Annotated in this window: 30 protein-coding genes; 25 read left to right on the top strand and 5 right to left on the bottom strand. The window is 66.4% G+C overall.

Features of this window, described 5'->3' with window-relative positions; genetic code table 11:
- Nucleotides 1–67: 67 nt before the first annotated feature.
- The 5 genes from ACPPVW_RS03535 to ACPPVW_RS03515 are packed head-to-tail and all read right to left on the bottom strand — an operon-like array spanning nucleotide 68 to nucleotide 3,680.
- Nucleotides 68–823 carry a WecB/TagA/CpsF family glycosyltransferase gene (locus ACPPVW_RS03535; protein ID WP_426625159.1) on the bottom strand — a complete coding sequence of 252 codons (756 nt, stop codon included), beginning with the start codon at nucleotides 821–823 and terminating at the stop codon, nucleotides 68–70.
- The gene (locus ACPPVW_RS03530; protein WP_426625158.1) at nucleotides 820–1,506 is read right to left on the bottom strand and encodes a sugar phosphate nucleotidyltransferase; all 687 of its coding nucleotides are present in this window, start codon (nucleotides 1,504–1,506) and stop codon (nucleotides 820–822) included. Before ACPPVW_RS03530 ends, ACPPVW_RS03535 begins: the two co-directional genes overlap by 4 nt.
- Nucleotides 1,506–2,564: a hypothetical protein gene (locus ACPPVW_RS03525; RefSeq protein WP_426625157.1), complete on the bottom strand. Its 1,059-nt coding sequence runs from the start codon at nucleotides 2,562–2,564 to the stop codon at nucleotides 1,506–1,508. Before ACPPVW_RS03525 ends, ACPPVW_RS03530 begins: the two co-directional genes overlap by 1 nt.
- Complete coding sequence (locus tag ACPPVW_RS03520) at nucleotides 2,561–3,124, bottom strand: D-glycero-alpha-D-manno-heptose-1,7-bisphosphate 7-phosphatase (RefSeq protein WP_426625156.1); 564 nt, start codon at nucleotides 3,122–3,124, stop codon at nucleotides 2,561–2,563. The genes ACPPVW_RS03525 and ACPPVW_RS03520 overlap by 4 nt, the downstream gene beginning before the upstream one ends.
- Nucleotides 3,105–3,680, bottom strand: a complete 576-nt coding sequence (locus ACPPVW_RS03515) for an SIS domain-containing protein (protein WP_426625155.1) — start codon at nucleotides 3,678–3,680, stop codon at nucleotides 3,105–3,107. The genes ACPPVW_RS03520 and ACPPVW_RS03515 overlap by 20 nt, the downstream gene beginning before the upstream one ends.
- 406 nt (nucleotides 3,681–4,086) lie before the next feature.
- Between ACPPVW_RS03515 and rpsL the strand changes: the two genes are divergently transcribed.
- The 25 genes from rpsL (at nucleotide 4,087) to rplO (ending at nucleotide 20,675) form a co-directional block, all read left to right on the top strand.
- The gene (gene rpsL, locus ACPPVW_RS03510; RefSeq protein ID WP_055913929.1) at nucleotides 4,087–4,461 is read left to right on the top strand and encodes a 30S ribosomal protein S12; all 375 of its coding nucleotides are present in this window, start codon (nucleotides 4,087–4,089) and stop codon (nucleotides 4,459–4,461) included.
- Complete coding sequence (rpsG, locus tag ACPPVW_RS03505; RefSeq protein WP_426625154.1) at nucleotides 4,461–4,931, top strand: 30S ribosomal protein S7; 471 nt, start codon at nucleotides 4,461–4,463, stop codon at nucleotides 4,929–4,931. Before rpsL ends, rpsG begins: the two co-directional genes overlap by 1 nt.
- A gap of 105 nt (nucleotides 4,932–5,036) precedes the next feature.
- A complete protein-coding gene (gene fusA / locus ACPPVW_RS03500; protein ID WP_426625153.1) occupies nucleotides 5,037–7,151 on the top strand; it encodes an elongation factor G in 2,115 nt (704 codons plus the stop codon).
- Nucleotides 7,152–7,265: 114 nt separating this feature from the next.
- Nucleotides 7,266–8,459, top strand: coding sequence for an elongation factor Tu (gene tuf, locus ACPPVW_RS03495; RefSeq protein WP_426625152.1), 1,194 nt, complete (start codon nucleotides 7,266–7,268; stop codon nucleotides 8,457–8,459).
- 154 nt (nucleotides 8,460–8,613) lie between these two features.
- Nucleotides 8,614–10,269 (top strand): choice-of-anchor L domain-containing protein, encoded by a 1,656-nt coding sequence (locus ACPPVW_RS03490; RefSeq protein ID WP_426625151.1) that lies wholly within the window; start codon nucleotides 8,614–8,616, stop codon nucleotides 10,267–10,269.
- 729 nt (nucleotides 10,270–10,998) lie between these two features.
- On the top strand, nucleotides 10,999–11,307 hold the full coding sequence (rpsJ, locus tag ACPPVW_RS03485; RefSeq protein WP_005050520.1) for a 30S ribosomal protein S10: 309 nt from the start codon (nucleotides 10,999–11,001) through the stop codon (nucleotides 11,305–11,307).
- Nucleotides 11,308–11,321: 14 nt separating this feature from the next.
- Nucleotides 11,322–11,996, top strand: coding sequence for a 50S ribosomal protein L3 (gene rplC / locus ACPPVW_RS03480; RefSeq protein ID WP_426625150.1), 675 nt, complete (start codon nucleotides 11,322–11,324; stop codon nucleotides 11,994–11,996).
- Between the two features lie 5 nt (nucleotides 11,997–12,001).
- Nucleotides 12,002–12,652: a 50S ribosomal protein L4 gene (rplD, locus tag ACPPVW_RS03475; protein WP_426625149.1), complete on the top strand. Its 651-nt coding sequence runs from the start codon at nucleotides 12,002–12,004 to the stop codon at nucleotides 12,650–12,652.
- On the top strand, nucleotides 12,652–12,951 hold the full coding sequence (rplW, locus tag ACPPVW_RS03470; RefSeq protein ID WP_426625148.1) for a 50S ribosomal protein L23: 300 nt from the start codon (nucleotides 12,652–12,654) through the stop codon (nucleotides 12,949–12,951). The genes rplD and rplW overlap by 1 nt, the downstream gene beginning before the upstream one ends.
- A 24-nt stretch (nucleotides 12,952–12,975) precedes the next feature.
- Nucleotides 12,976–13,815, top strand: coding sequence for a 50S ribosomal protein L2 (gene rplB, locus ACPPVW_RS03465; protein WP_426625147.1), 840 nt, complete (start codon nucleotides 12,976–12,978; stop codon nucleotides 13,813–13,815).
- A 12-nt stretch (nucleotides 13,816–13,827) separates the two neighbouring features.
- The gene (gene rpsS / locus ACPPVW_RS03460; RefSeq protein WP_018191964.1) at nucleotides 13,828–14,109 is read left to right on the top strand and encodes a 30S ribosomal protein S19; all 282 of its coding nucleotides are present in this window, start codon (nucleotides 13,828–13,830) and stop codon (nucleotides 14,107–14,109) included.
- A 24-nt stretch (nucleotides 14,110–14,133) separates the two neighbouring features.
- Nucleotides 14,134–14,526 (top strand): 50S ribosomal protein L22, encoded by a 393-nt coding sequence (gene rplV, locus ACPPVW_RS03455; protein ID WP_426625146.1) that lies wholly within the window; start codon nucleotides 14,134–14,136, stop codon nucleotides 14,524–14,526.
- On the top strand, nucleotides 14,526–15,293 hold the full coding sequence (gene rpsC, locus ACPPVW_RS03450; protein ID WP_426625145.1) for a 30S ribosomal protein S3: 768 nt from the start codon (nucleotides 14,526–14,528) through the stop codon (nucleotides 15,291–15,293). Before rplV ends, rpsC begins: the two co-directional genes overlap by 1 nt.
- Before the next feature lie 2 nt (nucleotides 15,294–15,295).
- Complete coding sequence (rplP, locus tag ACPPVW_RS03445) at nucleotides 15,296–15,715, top strand: 50S ribosomal protein L16 (RefSeq protein WP_426625144.1); 420 nt, start codon at nucleotides 15,296–15,298, stop codon at nucleotides 15,713–15,715.
- Complete coding sequence (rpmC, locus tag ACPPVW_RS03440) at nucleotides 15,715–16,062, top strand: 50S ribosomal protein L29 (RefSeq protein ID WP_426625143.1); 348 nt, start codon at nucleotides 15,715–15,717, stop codon at nucleotides 16,060–16,062. The genes rplP and rpmC overlap by 1 nt, the downstream gene beginning before the upstream one ends.
- Complete coding sequence (gene rpsQ / locus ACPPVW_RS03435; RefSeq protein ID WP_426625142.1) at nucleotides 16,062–16,370, top strand: 30S ribosomal protein S17; 309 nt, start codon at nucleotides 16,062–16,064, stop codon at nucleotides 16,368–16,370. The genes rpmC and rpsQ overlap by 1 nt, the downstream gene beginning before the upstream one ends.
- Nucleotides 16,367–16,735: a 50S ribosomal protein L14 gene (gene rplN, locus ACPPVW_RS03430; RefSeq protein WP_018191958.1), complete on the top strand. Its 369-nt coding sequence runs from the start codon at nucleotides 16,367–16,369 to the stop codon at nucleotides 16,733–16,735. Before rpsQ ends, rplN begins: the two co-directional genes overlap by 4 nt.
- A gap of 2 nt (nucleotides 16,736–16,737) precedes the next feature.
- Complete coding sequence (rplX, locus tag ACPPVW_RS03425; protein WP_426625141.1) at nucleotides 16,738–17,097, top strand: 50S ribosomal protein L24; 360 nt, start codon at nucleotides 16,738–16,740, stop codon at nucleotides 17,095–17,097.
- Nucleotides 17,097–17,684, top strand: a complete 588-nt coding sequence (gene rplE / locus ACPPVW_RS03420) for a 50S ribosomal protein L5 (protein WP_426625140.1) — start codon at nucleotides 17,097–17,099, stop codon at nucleotides 17,682–17,684. Before rplX ends, rplE begins: the two co-directional genes overlap by 1 nt.
- A 111-nt stretch (nucleotides 17,685–17,795) precedes the next feature.
- Nucleotides 17,796–18,194 (top strand): 30S ribosomal protein S8, encoded by a 399-nt coding sequence (rpsH, locus tag ACPPVW_RS03415; protein WP_426625139.1) that lies wholly within the window; start codon nucleotides 17,796–17,798, stop codon nucleotides 18,192–18,194.
- Nucleotides 18,195–18,201: 7 nt separating this feature from the next.
- The gene (gene rplF, locus ACPPVW_RS03410) at nucleotides 18,202–18,738 is read left to right on the top strand and encodes a 50S ribosomal protein L6 (RefSeq protein WP_426625138.1); all 537 of its coding nucleotides are present in this window, start codon (nucleotides 18,202–18,204) and stop codon (nucleotides 18,736–18,738) included.
- Between the two features lie 2 nt (nucleotides 18,739–18,740).
- Entirely contained in the window at nucleotides 18,741–19,112 is a 372-nt protein-coding gene (gene rplR, locus ACPPVW_RS03405; RefSeq protein ID WP_426625137.1) for a 50S ribosomal protein L18, read from the top strand.
- The gene (gene rpsE, locus ACPPVW_RS03400; RefSeq protein WP_055913991.1) at nucleotides 19,109–19,828 is read left to right on the top strand and encodes a 30S ribosomal protein S5; all 720 of its coding nucleotides are present in this window, start codon (nucleotides 19,109–19,111) and stop codon (nucleotides 19,826–19,828) included. Before rplR ends, rpsE begins: the two co-directional genes overlap by 4 nt.
- Nucleotides 19,828–20,013 carry a 50S ribosomal protein L30 gene (rpmD, locus tag ACPPVW_RS03395; RefSeq protein ID WP_055913994.1) on the top strand — a complete coding sequence of 62 codons (186 nt, stop codon included), beginning with the start codon at nucleotides 19,828–19,830 and terminating at the stop codon, nucleotides 20,011–20,013. Before rpsE ends, rpmD begins: the two co-directional genes overlap by 1 nt.
- The gene (rplO, locus tag ACPPVW_RS03390; RefSeq protein WP_426625136.1) at nucleotides 20,013–20,675 is read left to right on the top strand and encodes a 50S ribosomal protein L15; all 663 of its coding nucleotides are present in this window, start codon (nucleotides 20,013–20,015) and stop codon (nucleotides 20,673–20,675) included. The genes rpmD and rplO overlap by 1 nt, the downstream gene beginning before the upstream one ends.
- The last annotated feature ends 32 nt before the right edge of the window (nucleotides 20,676–20,707 follow it).

Here is a 20,707-nt window from a genome sequence, read left to right as displayed (position 1 = left end):
GTCCGGCGCCTGAGATCGGCGCCTGAGATGGGCGCCTGAGATGGGCGCCCGAGATCGGACGCGACGGTCAGCGTCGCCGCAGGCGTTCGCCGACCGCGACGGGCACCATCCCGACGAGCCAGGGGAGGTCTTGCAGGAGGTAGCGCTTCACGAGTCGCGACGGGTCCTGCTTCATCCGCCACACCCACTCGAGCCCGACCGCGCGCATGAAATGCGGTGCCCGAGGGAAGTGTCCGGTGTTGATCTGGGCGGCCGCGCCCGCACCGATGTAGACGACCTCGGGATGACGCTCGTGAAGCGAGAGCATCAGGTACTCCTGCTTCGGGAAGCCGAGGCAGGTGAAGACGATGTGCGGTCGGTACTCGTCGATGAAGGCGTCGCCGGCGTCGACGAGCAGGGGGCTGCCCGTCTCGGCGAGCGGCAAGTGGCCCCCGCGGACGTTGCCGTGCCCCTGAGCGCGGTAGAACCGCTCCGCCTCGTCGGACGCCGCCCCGATCACGGCGATCCGGAGGTCCTGCGTCCCGGGGTGCGCCATGAGAGCGTTCATCAGATCAGTCCCGGCGACCCGGGGGAAGACCCCCTTGCCCGCGATCCGGAGCAGCCAGGTGAGGGGCACGCCGTCGATCGGCCAGAAGGAGGCCTCCTGCTCGAGCCGGGGGAGACCGACCGTGCGCAGGTAGCGCGAGGTCGCCACGTTGGACGGCACGACGATCCCTCCCGACCCGGTCTCGACCAGATCGAGGATGCGGAGGATGGCATCGTGCAGGTCGGCGCGGTCCAGGCGCAGGCCGCCGAGTGTGGCGCGTTCCAGGGTGATCGTCATGATCTGGCCTCCATGAAGTGCAGGTCGGCGGCGCGGTAGTCCTTCGGGACGCCGATGTCGAAGAAGGTGGGACCGCAGCGGAGATAGCGGGGAGCCACCTCTGTCAGTCGCGGCTCGAGGAAGTCGCGCTCGAAGGACGAGGCGCCGCGCGGCAGTTGGTCGACCACCGCTCGCCGGAGGGCGTAGACGCCGGCATTGATGAGGCCGGGACCGTCGGCGCCCTTCTCGTGGAAGCCGGTGACGATGCCGTCGGTCACCTCGACGCGACCGAACCGCCCGGTGTCGGCGACCTCCACGAGCCCCATGACGACCGGGGAGGAGTCGAGACCCGAGCGAAGCGCGACCAGGTCGGCTTCGACGAACGTGTCGCCGTTGACGAGGACAAACTCGTCGGCCAGCAGCGACCGGGCGTTCACGAGCGCGCCGCCCGTACCGAGCGGGGCCGGCTCCACGCTGTAGCTCACCGCTACGCCGCGGTAGCCGTCTCCGACGTGGTCGCTGATCGCCGCCGACCCGTGGCCGGTGAGCAGCACGATGTCGTCCGCGCCGCGCTCGATCGCCCAGTCGAGCAGGTGGTCGAGGAACGGCCGCCCGGCGATCGGGGCGAGGGGCTTGGGGAGACCGGCGGGGATCGCCCCGCTCAGTCGGGTGCCGAGGCCGCCGGCGAGGATCGCGAGCTGCATCAGCGGTGCTCCGGTTCCGGGGCGCGCCAGCTCTCTGCACCGTGCTTCGTGAAGTGGCACGTCATCACCTGGCCGCCGCACTCCGACTCGAGGCTGCGGGCCAGCTCGAACCGTCGTGCGGGGTCGACGAGCAACAGGATGAAGCCACCGCCTCCGGCGCCCGACACCTTGCCGGCGAGCATGCCGTGCTCGTCGGCGATGCGGTACGCCTTCTCGATCGCGGGGGTGCTGATCTGGGAGGCCAGACGCTTCTTGGCCTCCCACGTGCCGCGCATGGTGGAGGCGAGCGCCGGGAGGTCGCCGACGAGAAGGTGGTCCTTCATCGCCTCCGCCTCGGCCTTCAGCAGGTGCGTCGCCTCTATTGCCCCGCTGTCGCCGGCGACGACGTTCCGTTGCTGTTCGGCGATGACGGCGGCCGAACTGCGCGAGACCCCGCCGAAGTAGAGCAGCAGGGACGCCTCCAGCTCCGTCATCACCTCGCGCCGCACCCGCAGCGGATTGACGATGATCCGCCCGCCCGGACGCGACTCCATGTAGTTGAAGCCGCCGAACGTCGCGGCGTACTGATCCTGCCAGCCTCCCGCGAGCGCGAGATCCTCGCGTTCGATCTCCCAGGCGAGGCGCGCGATCTCGTATTGGCCCAGAGAGGTCTGCAGCAGTTCGGCCAGCGCGATCACGAGAGCGACGACCAGCGTCGACGAGGACCCGAGCCCCGAGCCGGGCGGCGCGTCGACCTGGGTGGAGAGCCGTACGGGCAGACGGACGCCCCCATTGAACTCGTCCATCATCCGCTTGTAGGTGGCGACGTGGAGGCCGAACCCGTCGAGCAGCGTGTCGATGTCGTCGATGTCCGCCTCGCCCGCCGTCTGCCGGTCGGGGGAGTGGAACTCCACGCCGGAGTCGATCAGCGTCGCGTAGGCGTAGGCGTACTTGTCGATGGTCGCGTTGAGGATGCGCCCGCCGTACGTGTCGGAGTATGGCGACACGTCGGTGCCGCCTCCCGCGAGGCCGAGTCGGAGCGGGGCGCGGCCGCGCACCGTGGTCGAGTGGGAGTTCACATCGTCACGTCCCTTGCGTAGTCGAGGAGGGTAGGAAAGCGGAAGTCGGCGTCGACCCCGGTCTTGGCGGCGTCGGAGCGATCATCGATCAGCACCCGGACGCAACCGCCCGTGACGGCGGCGAGATTCTCGGCCATCCCCATGTCTGACGGGGAGTCGCCGACCATCACCGAGCGGGCCGGATTCACCTCGCGATTCACCGCGAGCCACGACAGGGCGAGCCCGGGCAGCGGCTTCCTGCACGGGCATTCGTCGGTGTCCAGATGCGGGCACACGCGGATCGCGTCGACGCGTGCTCCGACGATCGCGACGTCTTCGAGCAGCCGAGTATGGATCCGGTCCAGGTCTTCGGGCGAGACGATCCCGCGACCCACCCCGCGCTGGTTGGTGACGATCACGATCCGCGGCGCCCACTCGGAGAGCAGTCGCAGCGCCTGGAGCGCCCCGGGGAGGTATTCCCACTGCTGTGTCGTGCGCACGTAGTCCCCGACGATCCGGCGGTTGATGACGCCGTCTCGGTCGAGGAAGAGGCACCACGGCTCAGGCGGCGAAGAGGTCATGCTCGACGCGCTCCGAGATCGCGTGGATGAAGACGATGTGCGACTCCTGGATGCGCCCCGTATCCGACGACGGCACGTTCAGCAGGATGTCGGCATGCTCGCGCAGCGCACCGCCGGACTCGCCGGTGAAGGCGATGACCGTGGCCCCCTTGGCGTGCGCGGTCTGTGCCGCCCGGACGATGCTCTCGGAGTTGCCGGAGGTGCTGATCGCCACCAGTACGTCCTCGGGGCGGATGGAGCCCTCCAGCGCACGGGCGAACACGCTCTCGTAGTCGTAGTCGTTCGCCACTGCCGTCATGTGGGAGGCGTTGCCGTGCAGGGCCTCCGCAGCCAGGGGCGGCCGGTCGAAGATGAAGTGCCCGCTGAGCTCGGCGGCGAAGTGCTGGGCGTCGGCCGCGCTGCCCCCGTTGCCGCAGAAGTAGGAGCGTCCGCCCGCGCGGTACGACCGCACCATGGCGGCGGCGATCTCGTCGCCGACGGCGAGCAGGCGCCTGTCGTCGATGATGCGGGTCTTGACCGCGATGGTCTCGGTGAGGATCTCTTCGATGCTGCGCATGACGGCCCCTTCTCTCGGCGTCGGATGCCGGGAGTGTATACCGCTCTGAGATACCGGATCTGACGGGAGGAATTCCGTGCTGAGGGGTGATGTCGACGGGATTTCGCCGTCCGCGGACACTGCGTTAGCACGCCCGTGCTCATTTGACCGCCCACCGCGCGGACGATAGTATTTATCGGGTGTGCGCTCTGTCGCGCGCTTGCTGTGTGCTCGCGAGAGCTGACACCGAGCGGGCCGGCACGTACTCATCCGATGGGCGGAGAGACCGCACGGAATCACCGCCCCCACGGCATATCGGCCGTCGGCCGATACTTCTCAACTCCTCGATCACCCGCGAAGCGGGTCGCTCGGGGTGCGGAGAAAAAGCAACAACTGTCACCGTGCAGTCCCTATAAGGAGAAGTTCAGTGCCAACCATTCAGCAGTTGGTTCGGAAGGGCCGGACGCCGAAGGTCACCAAGACCAAGGCCCCCGCCCTGAAGTCCAACCCCCAGCAGCGCGGCGTGTGCACCCGTGTCTACACCACCACCCCCAAGAAGCCGAACTCGGCGCTCCGCAAGGTCGCCCGTGTCAAGCTCTCGAACGGGACCGAGGTCACCGCGTACATCCCCGGTGAGGGCCACAACCTGCAGGAGCACTCGATGGTGCTCGTCCGCGGTGGCCGTGTGAAGGACCTGCCCGGCGTCCGCTACAAGATCGTCCGCGGCGCCCTCGACACCCAGGCCGTCAAGAACCGCAAGCAGGCTCGCAGCCGCTACGGCGCGAAGATGGAGAAGAAGTAATGCCTCGCAAGGGTCCCGCTCCGAAGCGCCCCGTCGTCGCCGACCCGGTGTACGGCTCGCCGGTCGTCAGCCAGCTCGTCAACAAGATCCTCCTCGACGGCAAGAAGGGTCTCGCCGAGCGCATCGTCTATGACGCGCTCGAGGGCGTCTCCTCCAAGTCCGGCCAGGATGCAGTCGTCACGCTCAAGAAGGCGCTCGACAACATCCGCCCGACCCTCGAGGTCCGCAGCCGCCGCGTCGGTGGCTCGACCTACCAGGTGCCTGTCGAGGTCAAGCCGCACCGCGCGAACACCCTCGCGCTGCGCTGGCTCACCAGCTACGCCAAGGGTCGTCGCGAGAAGACGATGACCGAGCGTCTCACCAACGAGATCCTCGACGCGTCGAACGGTCTGGGTGCCGCGGTCAAGCGCCGCGAGGACACCCACAAGATGGCCGAGTCGAACAAGGCCTTCGCCCACTACCGCTGGTAGACACAGGACCGCTGGTAACACTTTCCGTCGTCCGGGCGTTGCACTCCATCGGAGTGCTCCGCCCGGGCGGCACCCCTTCCACTCTCTATTTTTCGGAGGAACCCTGTGGCACAGGACGTGCTCACCGACCTCAAGAAGGTCCGCAACATCGGCATCATGGCCCACATTGATGCCGGCAAGACCACCACGACCGAGCGAATCCTGTTCTACACGGGCGTCAACCACAAGATCGGTGAGACCCACGACGGCGCGTCGACCACCGACTGGATGGAGCAGGAGAAGGAGCGCGGCATCACCATCACGTCCGCGGCCGTGACCTGCTTCTGGAACAAGAACCAGATCAACATCATCGACACCCCCGGACACGTCGACTTCACGGTCGAGGTGGAGCGCTCGCTCCGCGTGCTCGACGGTGCCGTCGCCGTCTTCGACGCGAAAGAGGGCGTCGAGCCCCAGTCGGAGACCGTGTGGCGTCAGGCCGACAAGTACGTCGTCCCGCGCATCTGCTTCGTCAACAAGATGGACAAGCTGGGCGCCGACTTCTACTTCACCGTCGACACCATCGTCTCCCGCCTCGGCGCCAAGCCGCTGGTGATGCAGCTCCCGATCGGCGCCGAGTCCGACTTCGTCGGCGTCGTCGACCTCGTCGAGATGCGCGCGCTGGTCTGGCCGGGCGACGCCAAGGGCGACGTGACCATGGGCGCCAAGTACGAGGTCCAGGAGATCCCTGCCGACCTTCAGGAGAAGGCCGAAGAGTACCGCAACCGTCTCCTCGAGACCGTCGCCGAGACCGACGACGTGCTGCTCGAGAAGTTCTTCGGTGGCGAAGAGATCACCGTTCCGGAGATCAAGGCGGCCATCCGCAAGCTCACCGTGAACAACGAGATCTACCCGGTGCTCTGCGGTTCCGCGTTCAAGAACCGCGGTGTGCAGCCGATGCTCGACGCCGTGATCGACTATCTCCCGTCGCCGCTCGACGTGCCCGCCATCGAGGCGCACAACCCGCGCGACGAGGAGGAGGTCATCCTCCGCCACGCCGACGCCAGCGAGCCGTTCTCGGCCCTCGCGTTCAAGGTCGCCGTCCACCCGTTCTTCGGTCGTCTGACTTATGTGCGGGTGTACTCGGGCCGAGTCGACTCCGGTGCAGGCGTCGTGAACTCGACCAAAGGCAAGAAGGAGCGCATCGGCAAGATCTTCCAGATGCACGCCAACAAGGAGAATCCGGTCGACTTCGTCACTGCCGGCAACATCTACGCGGTGATCGGCCTCAAGGACACCACCACCGGTGACACCCTGAGCGACCCGGATAACCAGGTCGTGCTCGAGTCGATGACCTTCCCGGAGCCCGTGATCGAGGTCGCCATCGAGCCGAAGACCAAGGCCGACCAGGAGAAGCTGGGCACCGCGATCCAGAAGCTGGCCGAAGAGGACCCGACGTTCCGCACCGAGCAGAACCAGGAGACCGGCCAGACGGTCATCAAGGGCATGGGCGAGCTCCACCTCGACATCCTGGTCGACCGCATGAAGCGAGAGTTCAACGTCGAGGCCAACGTGGGCAAGCCCCAGGTGGCCTACCGCGAGACGATCCGGCGCACGGTCGAGAAGCACGACTACACCCACAAGAAGCAGACCGGTGGTTCCGGTCAGTTCGCAAAGGTGCAGATCAGCCTGGAGCCCATGGACGTCACCCCGGAGACCTCGTACGAGTTCGTGAACGCCGTCACCGGTGGTCGCGTGCCGCGCGAGTACATCCCCTCGGTCGACGCGGGCATCCAGGACGCGATGCAGGTCGGCGTGCTCGCCGGCTTCCCGACGGTGGGCGTCAAGGCGACGCTCGTCGACGGTGCGTCGCACGACGTCGACTCCTCGGAGATGGCGTTCAAGATCGCCGGCTCGATGGCCTACAAGGAGGCTGCTCGCAAGGCGAACCCGGTGCTTCTCGAGCCGCTCATGGCGGTCGAGGTGCGTACGCCGGAGGAGTACATGGGCGACGTCATCGGCGACCTCAACTCCCGCCGTGGACAGATTCAGTCCATGGAGGACGCGAGCGGCGTCAAGGTCGTGCGCGCCAACGTCCCGCTGTCCGAGATGTTCGGCTACATCGGCGACCTGCGGTCGAAGACCTCGGGTCGAGCGGTGTACTCGATGCAGTTCGACAGCTACGCGGAGGTCCCGAAGGCTGTCGCCGACGAGATCGTCCAGAAGAGCAAGGGCGAGTGACCCCGGTCACTGCTCCCAGGCAACATCCCGTAACATAAGAAACCAATCCCGTAGGCCCTCCGGTCGAAATCCATCGACCGGGGTGTCTGCACGAGAGTCCTGAGGAGGACCACAGTGGCTAAGGCCAAGTTCGAGCGGACTAAGCCGCACGTGAACATCGGAACCATCGGTCACGTCGACCACGGCAAGACGACGCTCACCGCGGCGATCTCCAAGGTGCTTGCAGACAAGTACCCGTCGGCGACCAACGTTCAGCGCGACTTCGCGTCGATCGACTCGGCTCCGGAAGAGCGTCAGCGTGGTATCACGATCAACATCTCGCACGTCGAGTACGAGACGCCGAAGCGCCACTACGCGCACGTCGACGCCCCGGGTCACGCCGACTACATCAAGAACATGATCACCGGTGCTGCTCAGATGGACGGCGCGATCCTCGTGGTCGCAGCCACTGACGGTCCGATGGCTCAGACGCGTGAGCACGTGCTGCTGGCCAAGCAGGTCGGCGTTCCGTACCTGCTCGTCGCGCTGAACAAGTCCGACATGGTCGACGACGAGGAGATCCTGGAGCTCGTCGAGCTCGAGGTCCGCGAGCTGCTCTCCAGCCAGGACTTCGACGGCGACAACGCCCCGGTCATCCGCGTCTCGGGCCTCAAGGCTCTCGAGGGCGACGAGAAGTGGGTCCAGTCGGTCCTCGACCTCATGGAGGCCGTCGACGAGTCCATCCCGGACCCGGTGCGCGACAAGGACAAGCCGTTCCTGATGCCGATCGAGGACGTCTTCACGATCACCGGTCGTGGCACCGTCGTCACCGGTCGCGCCGAGCGCGGCACTCTCGCCATCAACTCCGAGGTCGAGATCGTCGGCATCCGCCCGACGCAGAAGACCACGGTCACGGGTATCGAGATGTTCCACAAGCAGCTCGACGAGGCCTGGGCCGGCGAGAACTGTGGTCTGCTCCTCCGCGGCACCAAGCGCGAGGACGTGGAGCGCGGCCAGGTCGTCGTGAAGCCGGGTTCGGTCACGCCGCACACCAACTTCGAGGGCACTGCCTACATCCTCTCGAAGGAGGAGGGTGGCCGTCACAACCCCTTCTACACGAACTACCGTCCGCAGTTCTACTTCCGTACCACCGACGTCACCGGCGTCATCTCGCTGCCCGAGGGCACCGAGATGGTCATGCCCGGCGACACCACCGACATGTCGGTCGAGCTCATCCAGCCGATCGCCATGGAGGAGGGCCTCGGCTTCGCCATCCGTGAGGGTGGCCGCACCGTAGGCGCCGGTACGGTGACCAAGATCAACAAGTAAGTCACCCGCCCGGGTTGCCGGGCAGACTCACTCGGCAAGGGCCGGATCCGCGAGGATCCGGCCCTTCGTCGTTCCGTACGGTAGGTCGGCTCTGGCTTGAGGTCAGGCCGCTGATCTGATACATATTGGAGGTTACATTTGCTATGAGGTGAAAATGTCCCTACGCGCTCTCCGCTGCGTCTCTGCCGTGGCTCTCTTCGTCGGCGCGGGGGTGATCGTCGCCCCGGTGGCACCCGCCGCAGACGCATCGCCCGGTCAGGCCGTCGTCGACGGTGCCGCCCTCTCGATCGACTCGTTGGTCGCCCAGCTCATCGGCGAGGGAGTGACAGCGTCGAACGTCCGCTTCGCTGGCGATCCGCAAGCGATCGGTTCCTTTTCCGGCATGTCCGCAATCGGTCTGGGTTCGGGAGTCGCGCTGAGCACGGGACAGGTGTCGAAGGGTGTCCTCGGCCCGCACGGCATGCCGGCCTCGAACCGCTTGGGCACGCCCGGCGACGCCGACGCTTCGCTGCTGGCAGGCTCTGAGACCTTCGATGCGGCCGTGCTGGAGTTCGACGTCGTGCCGCGCGCGCAGAGCCTGTCGATCACGTACGTGTTCGGCTCGGCCGAATACGAGCAGTGGATCAACCCGGGTTATAACGACGCCTTCGGCTTCTTCGTCAACGGTCGCAACTGCGCAGTGATCGAGGGCGAGCCCGTGCGGATCGCCACAATCAATTCGAACGTCAACGCGAGCCTGTACGTGGACAACACGTCCGGCGCCGTCGACACGGCGATGAACGGCTTCACCGTGCCCCTGTCGTGTGTGGCTCCCGTAGTGCCCGGCGTGGCCAACCACGTGAAGCTCGTCATCGCCGACACGGCCGATGCCGAGCTCGACTCCACCGTGCTGCTCGCCGCGGGTGGATTCGTCTCGAACTCGGTGCCGTCCGCTGGCAACATCTCGTTCTCGGTCTCGGGCGACGCGAGCGCCGCTGTCACCTTCCCCGGTGTCGATGCGGATGGCGACGCGCTGACGTACGCCGTGACCGGCGCTCCCGCCCACGGCTCGTTCGCGCTCTCCGGTCCCGGTGGCACATACACGCCCGCTGCCGGCTATGTGGGCCAGGATGCGTTCGAGTACGTCGTCACCGACGGCCTCGCGACAGCAGGCCCGTACCGGGTCACGATCGACGTTTCGAAGCCCGCCGCGTCCGCGCAGCCCGTCCGGGACGTGCGGTACGACACGGTAGCCGGCGAGGACACCGCGCTGACCCTGGTCGCCCGCTTCGCCGACGATATCGAGTACGACCCGTCGACCGTCGAGTTCGACATCGTACGAACGCCGACCCACGGAACGCTCTCCGGTGCGGGCGCGCAGCGCACGTACCGCGCCGCCGACGACTACGAGGGATCGGACTCTTTCGAGTACACGGCGTCGGCGATCGCCGGCAGCGTCTCGGTAACACAGCTGACCGCTGGCTCAGCCGGCACGCGCACCGCCTCGAGCGCTACCGGGGCTGCCGTCGTGACCGCCGGATCGCCGGTCCCCGGAACTCGTGTGACGAGCGATCCTGTCACCATCCGGCTCGACGTCGCCGCACGCCCTCTGCCGCAGACTCAGCCGCGCACCGTCCCGGTCTTCCCTCCGAGCCCCGTGAAGGTCGACCCGGCCCTCCCGCAGACCGCCGACGAGCGTCTCGCACGCACAGGCGTCGACCTCGCGCCTATCGGGGGATTCGTCGTGGTAGCCATCCTGGCCGGCGTCGCCCTCCTGACCTCCCGCACTCTGCTCCGGGCTCGTCATTCCGGGTCCCGCTCGAGCCGATGATGCTCCAGGGGTTTACCTCTCGGCCTGTCGGGCGCAGAATTGACGCACCGTTTCAACCGAACGGATCCGTCGACGAAGGGAGAGTGCCTATGGTGAGCATGGACCTCGCAAACCAGATCAAGCCGCTGACCGGATCACGGATGAAGAGTTCGGACACCGCGTAAGCGGACTTGGAACCACGAGAACGGCGGCGCGAGGCGCCGTTCGGAGCGGGATCGACCGAGGTCGGTCCCGCTTTTCCACGAGGGTCACACGCCGAGGCCGAGTTCGGCGTGACGGGACGGCATTTCGGTGGACGATCCGGCCGTCACCAGTGCTGTGGAGGCGTACGCGTCAGCCGAGTACCGCGCCGCGACACGCCCGGGTTGCAGCATTGCCCCGCATCTGGCAAACTTGTGTGGTTCAACATTTCGGAACGAGTGTGCTTACGTGCGCTCCGAACGGATCACTGCCAGGCAGTGCATAGCCCACCGCGGGAGTCTTCGGACCGGCGGTCAACGGGTTAGGCCGCAGGTAGCAGGACACGCTCACAATCGACATCTTCGAGAACAGGCCAGAGGTCTGTGCTCGTTCGTCGGGGCTGCTCGAATCCCAGTGTTCGGGAGCCCGGCTCGTGAGTTGACAGAAGAATAGTGGCGTTCCCCACGCGTACGTCGCACTGCGTCCAATGCGAGGACCGGTTCGAGAGAGCCGTCTCGTACGACGCCATAACAAGAGAGAGAGTCAGACATGGCGGGACAGAAGATCCGCATTCGGCTTAAGTCGTATGACCACGAGGTCATCGACACCTCGGCGCGCAAGATCGTCGACACGGTGACCCGTGCAGGCGCGACCGTCGTCGGCCCGGTGCCCCTTCCCACCGAGAAGAACGTGGTGTGCGTCATCCGTTCGCCCCACAAGTACAAGGACAGCCGCGAGCACTTCGAGATGCGCACGCACAAGCGGCTGATCGACATCATCGACCCGACGCCGAAGGCCGTCGACTCGCTCATGCGTCTCGACCTGCCCGCCGACGTCAACATCGAGATCAAGCTCTGAGGGGGAGTGCCGCTATGCCAAACGTCAATAGCGCTGCCAACGACAGCAAGACCTCCCGTGGCCTCCTCGGCAAGAAGCTCGGAATGACCCAGGTCTGGGACGAGAACAACAAGCTCATCCCCGTGACCGTCATCGAGATCACGCCGAACGTCGTGACCCAGGTCCGCACCCCCGAGGTCGACGGCTACAACGCCGTCCAGATCGCCTACGGCCAGGTCGACCCGCGCAAGGTGAACAAGCCGTCCGCCGGCCACTTCGAGAAGGCGGGCGTCACGCCGCGCCGTCACCTCACCGAGGTCCGCACCGCCGACGCCGCCGAGTACTCGGCCGGCCAGGAGCTCACCGTGGACGCCACTTTCGAGGCCGGCCAGCTGGTCGACGTCGTGGGCACCTCCAAGGGCAAGGGCTTCGCCGGTGTCATGAAGCGCCACAACTTCAAGGGCGTCTCCGCCTCGCACGGTGCGCACCGCAACCACCGCAAGCCGGGCTCCATCGGCGCCTCCTCGACCCCGAGCCGTGTCTTCAAGGGCATGCGCATGGCAGGCCGCATGGGTGGCGAGCGCGTCACCGTCCTGAACCTCAAGGTCCAGGCCGTCGACGCCGAGAAGGGCCTGCTGCTCGTCAAGGGCGCCGTTCCCGGTGCTCGTGGCCGCATCGTTTTCGTCCGCAACGCAGTGAAGGGGGCCTAAGGTAAATGGCTACCTCGATTGACGTCGTCGACCTCAAGGGCAAGAAGGCCGGCTCCGTTGAGCTTCCCGACTCCCTGTTCGACGTTCAGACCAACATCCCGCTGATCCACCAGGTCGTCACCGCCCAGCGCGCCGCCGCGCGTCAGGGCACCCACAAGACGAAGAACCGTGGTGAGGTCTCCGGTGCCGGCCGCAAGCCGTTCAAGCAGAAGGGAACCGGCCGCGCTCGTCAGGGCTCGATCCGCGCCCCCCAGATGACGGGTGGTGGCGTCGTCCACGGACCGAACCCGCGCGACTACTCGCAGCGCACCCCGAAGAAGATGATCGCCGCAGCGCTGCTCGGCGCCCTCTCGGACCGCGCCCGCGGCAGCCGCATCCACGCCGTGCAGGCGTTCACGACCGGCGAGACCCCCTCGACAAAGGCCGTGGTAGACCTGCTCTCCGGCGTCGCCACCTCGAAGCACGTCCTCGTCGTGCTCGAGCGCGACGACGAGCTTGCTTTCAAGAGCGTGCGCAACGTCCCGTCCGTGCACGTGCTGACGTACGACCAACTGAACGCCTACGACGTCCTGGTGAGCGACGACATCGTCTTCTCGCAGGCCGCGCTCGAAGGCTTCATCGCGTCCAAGACCAAGAAGGAAGAGGTGAACGCCTGATGGCCGCCGTCAACAAAGACCCGCGCGACGTCATCATCGCTCCGGTCGTCTCCGAGAAGAGCTACGGCCTGATCGACGAAGGCAAGTACACCTTCCTCGTCGACCCGCGTTCCAACAAGACCGAGATCAAGCTCGCCATCGAGTCGATCTTCAAGGTCGAGGTCGCTTCGGTGAACACCCTGAACCGCACCGGCAAGACCCGTCGGACCAAGTTCGGGCCCGGCAAGCGCAAGGACACCAAGCGTGCCATCGTCACGCTGAAGTCCGGTTCCATCGACATCTTCACGGCCGTCGGCTGAGCGAAGGACTAGAGGAAGACAGACATGGCTATTCGTAACTACAAGCCCACGACCCCCGGTCGTCGCGGCTCCTCGGTCGCCGACTTCGCCGAGATCACCCGCTCGACGCCGGAGAAGTCCCTTCTCCGTCCGCTGTCGAAGACCGGTGGCCGCAACAACCAGGGCCGCATCACGACCCGTCACATCGGTGGTGGCCACAAGCGCCAGTACCGCGTGATCGACTTCCGTCGCAACGACAAAGACGGCGTCAACGCCAAGGTCGCTCACATCGAGTACGACCCCAACCGCACCGCCCGCATCGCGCTCCTCCACTTCGTGGACGGCACCAAGCGCTACATCCTGGCTCCGGCCGGGCTGAAGCAGGGCGACGTGGTCGAGTCGGGCGCCGGCTCGGACATCAAGCCGGGCAACAACCTGCCGCTGCGTAACATCCCGACCGGTACCGTCGTGCACGCCATCGAGCTGAAGCCGGGTGGAGGCGCCAAGCTGGCCCGTTCCGCCGGTTCCTCGGTGCGTCTCGTCGCGAAGGACGGCCCCTACGCCCAGCTGCGCCTCCCCTCGGGCGAGGTCCGCAACGTCGACGCGCGCTGCCGCGCGACGATCGGCGAGGTCGGCAACGCCGAGCAGTCGAACATCAACTGGGGCAAGGCCGGCCGCATGCGCTGGAAGGGCGTCCGCCCGACCGTCCGCGGTGTCGCGATGAACCCGATCGACCACCCGCACGGTGGTGGTGAGGGCAAGACCTCCGGTGGACGCCACCCGGTCAGCCCGTGGGGTCAGAAGGAAGGCCGTACGCGCCACCCCAACAAGGAAAGCGACAAGCTCATCGTCCGCCGTCGTAACGCCGGCAAGAAGCGCAAGTAGGAGTTCGAGAAGATGCCACGCAGTCTCAAGAAGGGCCCCTTCGTCGACGAGCACCTGTTTCGCAAGGTGGTCGCCGCGAACGAGGCCAACAGCAAGAACGTGATCAAGACCTGGTCGCGCCGCTCGATGATCGTCCCGGCCATGCTGGGTCACACCATCGCGGTGCACGACGGTCGCAAGCACATCCCGGTGTTCGTCACCGAGACCATGGTCGGTCACAAGCTGGGCGAGTTCGCGCCCACCCGTACCTTCCGCGGCCACGTGAAGGACGACAAGAAGGGTCGCCGCCGCTAACGCGGTGGCGTAAGGAGGAGAGAAATGGTGGAGTCGATCGCACGCGTGCGTCACATCCGCGTCACCCCCATGAAGGCCCGCCGCGTCGTCAACCTGATCCGCGGCAAGCAGGCTCAGGAGGCCCTGGCCATCCTGAAGTTCGCGCCGCAGAGCGCGAGCGAGCCGGTCTACAAGCTGGTCGCGTCGGCCATCGCCAACGCGCGTGTCAAGGCCGACCAGAGCAACACCTACCTGGACGAGCAGGACCTCTACGTGAGCCGCGCCTTCGTGGACGAGGGCACCACCCTCAAGCGGTTCCAGCCGCGAGCACAGGGTCGGGCCTTCCGCATCAACAAGCGCACCAGCCACATCACGATCGTTCTCACGACGCCGGATGAGGTCGAGGATGCCAAGGCTACGAAGAAGGCGAGCAACTAATGGGTCAGAAAGTCAACCCGTACGGCTTCCGTCTGGGAATCACCACCGACCACGTGTCGCGGTGGTTCTCCGACAGCACCAAGAAGGGTCAGCGTTACAGCGACTACCTCGCTGAGGACGTCAAGATCCGCACGCTGCTGAAGACGTCGCTCGATCGTGCGGGCGTGTCCCGCATCGAGATCGAGCGCACCCGCGACCGCGTCCGCGTCGACATCCACACTGCCCGCCCGGGCATCGTGATCGGTCGTCGTGGCGCCGAGGCCGAGCGCATCCGCGCCGACCTCGAGAAGCTCTCGGGCAAGCAGATCCAGCTGAACATCCTCGAGGTCAAGAACCCGGAGGCCGACGCCCAGCTCGTCGCCCAGGGCATCGCGGAGCAGCTCGCCGCCCGTGTGGCGTTCCGCCGCGCGATGCGCAAGGGCCTGCAGGGCGCGCAGCGCGCCGGCGCCAAGGGCGTCCGCATCCAGGTGTCCGGCCGCCTCGGCGGCGCCGAGATGAGCCGCTCCGAGTTCTACCGCGAAGGCCGTGTGCCGCTGCACACCCTGCGCGCCAACATCGACTACGGCTTCTACGAGGCCAAGACCACGTTCGGTCGCATCGGTGTCAAGGTGTGGATCTACAAGGGCGACATCACGAACAAGGAACTTGCTCGCGAGCAGGCGAACGCCAAGCCGTCGCGCGAGCGCAACGACCGTCCGCGCCGCGGTGGCCGGAGCAACGCGCCCGCCGCCGAGAACGCGCCGGTCGCAGCAGGAGTTGAGGCATAACCATGTTGATCCCACGCAGAGTCAAGCACCGCAAGCAGCACCACCCCGGCCGTACCGGCCAGGCCACTGGTGGCACGAAGGTCTCCTTCGGCGAGTTCGGCATCCAGGCCTTGACCCCCGCTTACGTGACCAACCGTCAGATCGAGTCCGCTCGTATCGCCATGACGCGTCACATCAAGCGTGGCGGCAAGGTGTGGATCAACATCTACCCCGACCGTCCGCTCACGAAGAAGCCGGCCGAGACCCGCATGGGTTCCGGTAAGGGTTCGCCGGAGTGGTGGGTCGCGAACGTCAAGCCGGGCCGCGTCCTCTTCGAGGTCTCGGGCGTCTCCGAGGAACTCGCTCGTGAGGCCATGACCCGTGCAATCCACAAGCTGCCCCTCAAGGCACGCATCATCAAGCGCGAGGAGGGCGACGCGTAATGGCGATCGGCACCAAGGAGCTCGCTCCCAGCGAGCTCGACACCTTTGAAGACGAGCGTCTGATCGACGAGCTGAAGAAGGCCAAGGAAGAGCTGTTCAACCTGCGGTTCCAGTCGGCCACCGGTCAGCTCGAGAGCCACGGCCGCCTGCGTGCGGTCAAGCGCGACATCGCTCGCATCTACACCGTGATCCGTGAGCGCGAGCTCGGGATCCGGCCCACGCCGGCTCCGGCCGAGGTGGCGTCCGCCAAGGCTGCCGAGAAGAAGAAGGCAGCGAAGAGCAAGGCGAAGAAGGAGGCCCCCGAGGCCGCCGAGACCGCCGAGACCGAGACTGAGGAGGCCAAGTAATGGCTGAGTCCACCAAGGCCGCCAAGGCCGAGGAGACGGCGGCCGACGAGGCCGTCGTCCGCGGGTACCGCAAGGCCCGTCGCGGATACGTGACCAGCGACAAGATGGACAAGACCATCGTCGTCGAGGTCGAGGACCGCGTGAAGCACCCCCTGTACGGCAAGGTTCTCCGCCGCACCTCCAAGGTGAAGGCGCACGACGAGAACAACTCCGCCGGCATCGGCGATCTGGTTCTCATCAACGAGACCCGTCCCCTGAGCGCCAGCAAGCGGTGGCGCCTGGTTGAGATTCTGGAGAAGGCCAAGTGATTCAGCAAGAATCCCGACTCAAGGTCGCCGACAACACCGGCGCCAAGGAGCTTCTCGCCATCCGCGTCCTCGGCGGCTCCAGCCGTCGCTACGCCGGCCTGGGTGACGTCATCGTCGCCACGGTCAAGGACGCGATCCCCGGCGGCAACGTCAAGAAGGGCGATGTCGTCAAGGCCGTCGTCGTGCGCGTGCGGAAGAACACCCGCCGCCCGGACGGCTCCTACATCAAGTTCGACGAGAACGCCGCCGTGATCCTGAAGAACGACGGTGACCCCCGCGGTACCCGCATCTTCGGCCCGGTCGGCCGTGAGCTTCGCGACAAGAAGTTCATGAAGATCATCTCGCTGGCCCCGGAGGTGCTGTAACCATGGCGAACATCAAGAAGGGCGACCTGGTCCAGGTCATCTCGGGCCGTTCGGAGGCCCGCGGTGGCGACCGTGGCAAGCAGGGTCGTGTCATCGAGGTCCTCGTGGAGAAGAACCGCGTGATCGTCGAGGGCGTCAACTTCGTGACCAAGCACGTGCGCGTCGGTCAGACGCAGCGTGGCACGAAGACCGGCGGCATCGAGACCCACGAGGCTTCGATCCACGTGTCCAACGTGGCGCTCGTCGACCCCGAGACCAAGAAGCCGACCCGCGTCGGCTTCCGCACCGAGACCGTTACGAAGGACGGCGTCACCAAGACGGTCCGCGTTCGTTACGCCAAGAAGTCTGGTAAGGACCTGTAATGACGGACACTGCAACGAGTGCTGGCAAAATCCAGCCTCGCCTGAAGCAGAAGTACAAGAACGAGATCTCCTCGAGCCTGTCCAAGGACTTCGGCTTCACGAACGTGCACCAGGTGCCCGGCCTCGTGAAGATCGTGGTCAACATGGGCGTCGGCGAGGCGGCTCGCGACGGCAAGGTGATCGATGGGGCGATCAACGACCTCACCCTGATCACCGGCCAGAAGCCGCAGGTCACCAAGGCCCGCAAGTCCATCGCGCAGTTCAAGCTGCGCGAGGGTCAGCCGATCGGTGCGCACGTCACGCTGCGCGGCGACCGGATGTGGGAGTTCCTCGACCGCCTGCTCTCGCTCGCGCTGCCCCGTATCCGGGACTTCCGCGGCCTGAGCGACAAGCAGTTCGACGGCAACGGCAACTACACGTTCGGTCTCACGGAGCAGTCGATGTTCCACGAGATCAACCAGGACCGGATCGACCGTGTCCGCGGTATGGACATCACGGTCGTGACCACGGCGAAGAACGACGACGAGGGCCGCGCGCTGCTCAAGCAGCTCGGCTTCCCGTTCCGCTCGAACGAGACAAGCAACTGAACCTAGTAGCCTTGTCTACTTGTGGGCCGGCCACCCGGCCGGCCCACTTTCCACCACAGGTCGTCAGTCGTGTACGGCTGAACGAAACCTGGTGAACGAAGGAAAACCGCAATGACGATGACAGATCCGGTCGCAGACATGCTGACCAGACTGCGCAACGCGAACTCGGCGCACCACGACACCGTGTCGATGCCGCACTCCAAGCTCAAGGCCCACATCGCCGAGATCCTCACCTCCGAGGGCTACATCTCCGGCTGGGAGGTCTCTGATGCCCGTGTCGGCCAGACCCTGACGCTCAACCTCAAGTTCGGTCCGAACCGTGAGCGTTCCATCGCCGGCATCAAGCGCGTCTCCAAGCCCGGCCTTCGCGTCTACGCGAAGTCGACGGAGCTCCCCAAGGTCCTCGGCGGCCTCGGTGTCGCCATTCTGTCCACCTCCTCGGGGCTCCTGACGGACCGCCAGGCTGAGAAGAAGGGCGTGGGTGGGGAAGTCCTCGCCTACGTGTGGTGACCCTGCCATGTCGCGTATTGGAAGACTGCCCATCGACATCCCCGCTGGGGTCGATGTGAAGATCGACGGTCAGACCGTCACCGTCAAGGGCCCGAAGGGCGAGCTCTCGCTCGTCGTCGCGAGCCCGATCGAGGCGAAGCTGGAGGAGGGCCAGGTCCTGGTCACCCGTCCGGACGACGAGCGCGCCTCGCGCTCGCTGCACGGCCTCACCCGCACGCTCATCAACAACAACATCATCGGCGTCACCGAGGGCTACTCCAAGGGCCTGGAGATCGTCGGCACCGGTTACCGCGTGGCCCAGAAGGGTGCGGGCGTCGAGTTCGCGCTCGGCTTCTCCCACCCGGTCAACGTGGACCCGCCGGCCGGCATCACCTTCGCGGTCGAGGGCAACAACAAGCTCACCGTGAGCGGGATCGACAAGCAGGCTGTGGGCGAGGTCGCCGCGAACATCCGCAAGATCCGCAAGCCCGAGCCGTACAAGGGCAAGGGCGTGCGTTACGCCGGCGAGGTCGTTCGTCGCAAGGCCGGAAAGGCTGGTAAGTAATCATGGCTCTGGGTACCAGAGGAAAGAGCAAGGCGGCCGCTCGCGACCGTCGTCACACCCGCCTTCGCAAGAAGATCGATGGCACCGCGGTCCGTCCGCGCCTGGTCGTCACCCGTTCGGCCCGTCACGTCTTCGTGCAGGTCGTCGACGACGCGAAGGGTCACACGCTGGCCTCCGCGTCGACCATGGAGAGCGACCTGCGCAGCTTCGACGGTGACAAGACCGCCAAGGCCCGCAAGGTCGGTGAGCTGGTCGCCGAGCGCGCGAAGGGCGCCGGCGTCGAGGCCGTGGTCTTCGACCGCGGCGGCAGCAAGTACGCCGGTCGCGTCGCGGCCGTCGCCGAAGGAGCTCGTGAAGGTGGGCTGAACCTGTGAGCGACGAGAACAACAAGGAGCAGACCGTGGCCGCTGAGGTAACGGAGACCGCGCAGCCGGTCGAGACCGCTGCGTCGACCGACAACAACCGCGAGCGCGAGCCGCGCCGCGGTGGCCGGGAGCGCAACCCCAACCGCGACCGTGGCAGCCGCGACGCCGACAAGAGCCAGTTCCTGGAGCGCGTCGTCACCATCAACCGCGTCTCGAAGGTCGTGAAGGGTGGTCGTCGCTTCAGCTTCACCGCTCTCGTGGTCGTCGGCGACGGCAACGGTCTGGTGGGCGTCGGCTACGGCAAGGCCCGCGAGGTGCCGCTGGCGATCTCGAAGGGCGTCGAGGAGGCGAAGAAGAACTTCTTCCGCGTCCCGCGCGTCGGCGTCACCATCCCGCACCCGGTGCAGGGTGAGGCCGCCGCCGGCGTCGTCCTCCTGCGTCCCGCCGCCGCTGGTACCGGTGTTATCGCCGGTGGCCCGGTGCGTGCCGTCCTGGAGTGCGCCGGCATCCACGACGTCCTGAGCAAGTCGCTCGGTTCGTCCAACACGATCAACATCGTGCACGCGACCGTCGAGGCGCTGAAGCAGCTCGAGGAGCCGCGTGCTGTCGCAGCTCGCCGTGGTCTCGACTACGACCAGGTCGCGCCCGCGCGCCTGCTGCGTGCCGAGGCCGAGGCGGCTGAGGCCGCTGCTGCCGCCAAGAAGGCAGAGAAGGTAGGTGCCTGATGGCCGCGCGTCTGAAGATCACGCAGATCAAGTCGAAAGTGAGTGAGAAGCAGTACCAGCGCGACACGCTGCGCAGTCTGGGACTGAAGCGAATCGGTGACGTCGTCGTCCGCGACGACAACTCGCAGAACCGCGGGTACGTCAAGACCGTCGCTCACCTGGTGAAGGTTGAGGAGATCGACTAATGGCTGACGACAAGCCGACTACTGAGGTTGCCGAGAAGCCGGCCGCCAAGAAGCCCGCCGCCAAGGCCGCCGCGAAGCCGGTCGCCGAGAAGGCGGAGAAGGCCCCGGCCAAGAAGGCTCCGGCGAAGGCCGCTGCCGACAAGTCCGCCGCCTCCACGAAGGACGAAACCGTCGCCGCCCCGGCGAAGAAGTCCTCCGCCAAGAAGGATGTCGCGGCGCCCCGCGAGCAGGTCCTGAAGGTGCACCACCTCCGTCCCGCCGCTGGCGCCAAGAAGGACAAGACCCGCGTCGGACGCGGTGAGGGTTCCAAGGGCAAGACCGCGGGCCGTGGCACGAAGGGCACCAAGGCCCGCTACCAGGTCCGTCCGGGCTTCCAGGGCGGTCAGCTGCCGTTCCACATGCGGTCCCCGAAGCTGCGCGGGTTCAAGAACCCGTTCCGCGTCGAGTACCAGGTGGTCAACCTCGAGAAGCTGGCCGAGCTGTACCCGGCCGGTGGGGATGTCACCATCGCCGACCTCGTCGCCAAGGGCGCCGTTCGCAAGAACGAGAAGGTCAAGGTTCTCGGTAACGGCGACATTGCGGTTAAGCTGAACGTTGCGGTCGACAAGGTCTCCGGCTCTGCCGAGCAGAAGATCGTCGCCGCTGGTGGCTCCGTCAAGTAGCCGCCCGTAAAGCAGCGCAGTCGGGTGGCCGG

This window comes from Leifsonia sp. McL0607 (assembly GCF_049993355.1).
Classification (GTDB): domain Bacteria; phylum Actinomycetota; class Actinomycetes; order Actinomycetales; family Microbacteriaceae; genus Leifsonia.
This window is presented reverse-complemented; position numbering and strand designations above follow the sequence as displayed.

Excerpts from the sequence above, each read along its gene's own strand:
- ACPPVW_RS03515 (WP_426625155.1), bottom strand. The coding sequence starts at position 3,680 with ATGCGCAGCATCGAAGAGATCCTCACCGAGACCATCGCGGTCAAGACC.
- rpsQ (WP_426625142.1), top strand. The coding sequence starts at position 16,062 with ATGGCTGAGTCCACCAAGGCCGCCAAGGCCGAGGAGACGGCGGCCGAC.
- rpmC (WP_426625143.1), top strand. The coding sequence starts at position 15,715 with ATGGCGATCGGCACCAAGGAGCTCGCTCCCAGCGAGCTCGACACCTTT.
- rplB (WP_426625147.1), top strand. The coding sequence starts at position 12,976 with ATGGCTATTCGTAACTACAAGCCCACGACCCCCGGTCGTCGCGGCTCC.
- ACPPVW_RS03530 (WP_426625158.1), bottom strand. The coding sequence starts at position 1,506 with ATGCAGCTCGCGATCCTCGCCGGCGGCCTCGGCACCCGACTGAGCGGG.
- rplP (WP_426625144.1), top strand. The coding sequence starts at position 15,296 with ATGTTGATCCCACGCAGAGTCAAGCACCGCAAGCAGCACCACCCCGGC.
- rpsH (WP_426625139.1), top strand. The coding sequence starts at position 17,796 with ATGACGATGACAGATCCGGTCGCAGACATGCTGACCAGACTGCGCAAC.
- ACPPVW_RS03490 (WP_426625151.1), top strand. The coding sequence starts at position 8,614 with ATGTCCCTACGCGCTCTCCGCTGCGTCTCTGCCGTGGCTCTCTTCGTC.
- rpsC (WP_426625145.1), top strand. The coding sequence starts at position 14,526 with ATGGGTCAGAAAGTCAACCCGTACGGCTTCCGTCTGGGAATCACCACC.
- rplW (WP_426625148.1), top strand. The coding sequence starts at position 12,652 with ATGGCCGCCGTCAACAAAGACCCGCGCGACGTCATCATCGCTCCGGTC.
- rplE (WP_426625140.1), top strand. The coding sequence starts at position 17,097 with ATGACGGACACTGCAACGAGTGCTGGCAAAATCCAGCCTCGCCTGAAG.
- rplX (WP_426625141.1), top strand. The coding sequence starts at position 16,738 with ATGGCGAACATCAAGAAGGGCGACCTGGTCCAGGTCATCTCGGGCCGT.
- rplV (WP_426625146.1), top strand. The coding sequence starts at position 14,134 with ATGGTGGAGTCGATCGCACGCGTGCGTCACATCCGCGTCACCCCCATG.
- rpsG (WP_426625154.1), top strand. The coding sequence starts at position 4,461 with ATGCCTCGCAAGGGTCCCGCTCCGAAGCGCCCCGTCGTCGCCGACCCG.
- ACPPVW_RS03535 (WP_426625159.1), bottom strand. The coding sequence starts at position 823 with ATGACGATCACCCTGGAACGCGCCACACTCGGCGGCCTGCGCCTGGAC.
- rplC (WP_426625150.1), top strand. The coding sequence starts at position 11,322 with ATGCCAAACGTCAATAGCGCTGCCAACGACAGCAAGACCTCCCGTGGC.
- rplO (WP_426625136.1), top strand. The coding sequence starts at position 20,013 with ATGGCTGACGACAAGCCGACTACTGAGGTTGCCGAGAAGCCGGCCGCC.
- rplR (WP_426625137.1), top strand. The coding sequence starts at position 18,741 with ATGGCTCTGGGTACCAGAGGAAAGAGCAAGGCGGCCGCTCGCGACCGT.
- rplF (WP_426625138.1), top strand. The coding sequence starts at position 18,202 with ATGTCGCGTATTGGAAGACTGCCCATCGACATCCCCGCTGGGGTCGAT.
- ACPPVW_RS03520 (WP_426625156.1), bottom strand. The coding sequence starts at position 3,124 with ATGACCTCTTCGCCGCCTGAGCCGTGGTGCCTCTTCCTCGACCGAGAC.
- rpsJ (WP_005050520.1), top strand. The coding sequence starts at position 10,999 with ATGGCGGGACAGAAGATCCGCATTCGGCTTAAGTCGTATGACCACGAG.
- rplD (WP_426625149.1), top strand. The coding sequence starts at position 12,002 with ATGGCTACCTCGATTGACGTCGTCGACCTCAAGGGCAAGAAGGCCGGC.
- rpmD (WP_055913994.1), top strand. The coding sequence starts at position 19,828 with ATGGCCGCGCGTCTGAAGATCACGCAGATCAAGTCGAAAGTGAGTGAG.
- rpsS (WP_018191964.1), top strand. The coding sequence starts at position 13,828 with ATGCCACGCAGTCTCAAGAAGGGCCCCTTCGTCGACGAGCACCTGTTT.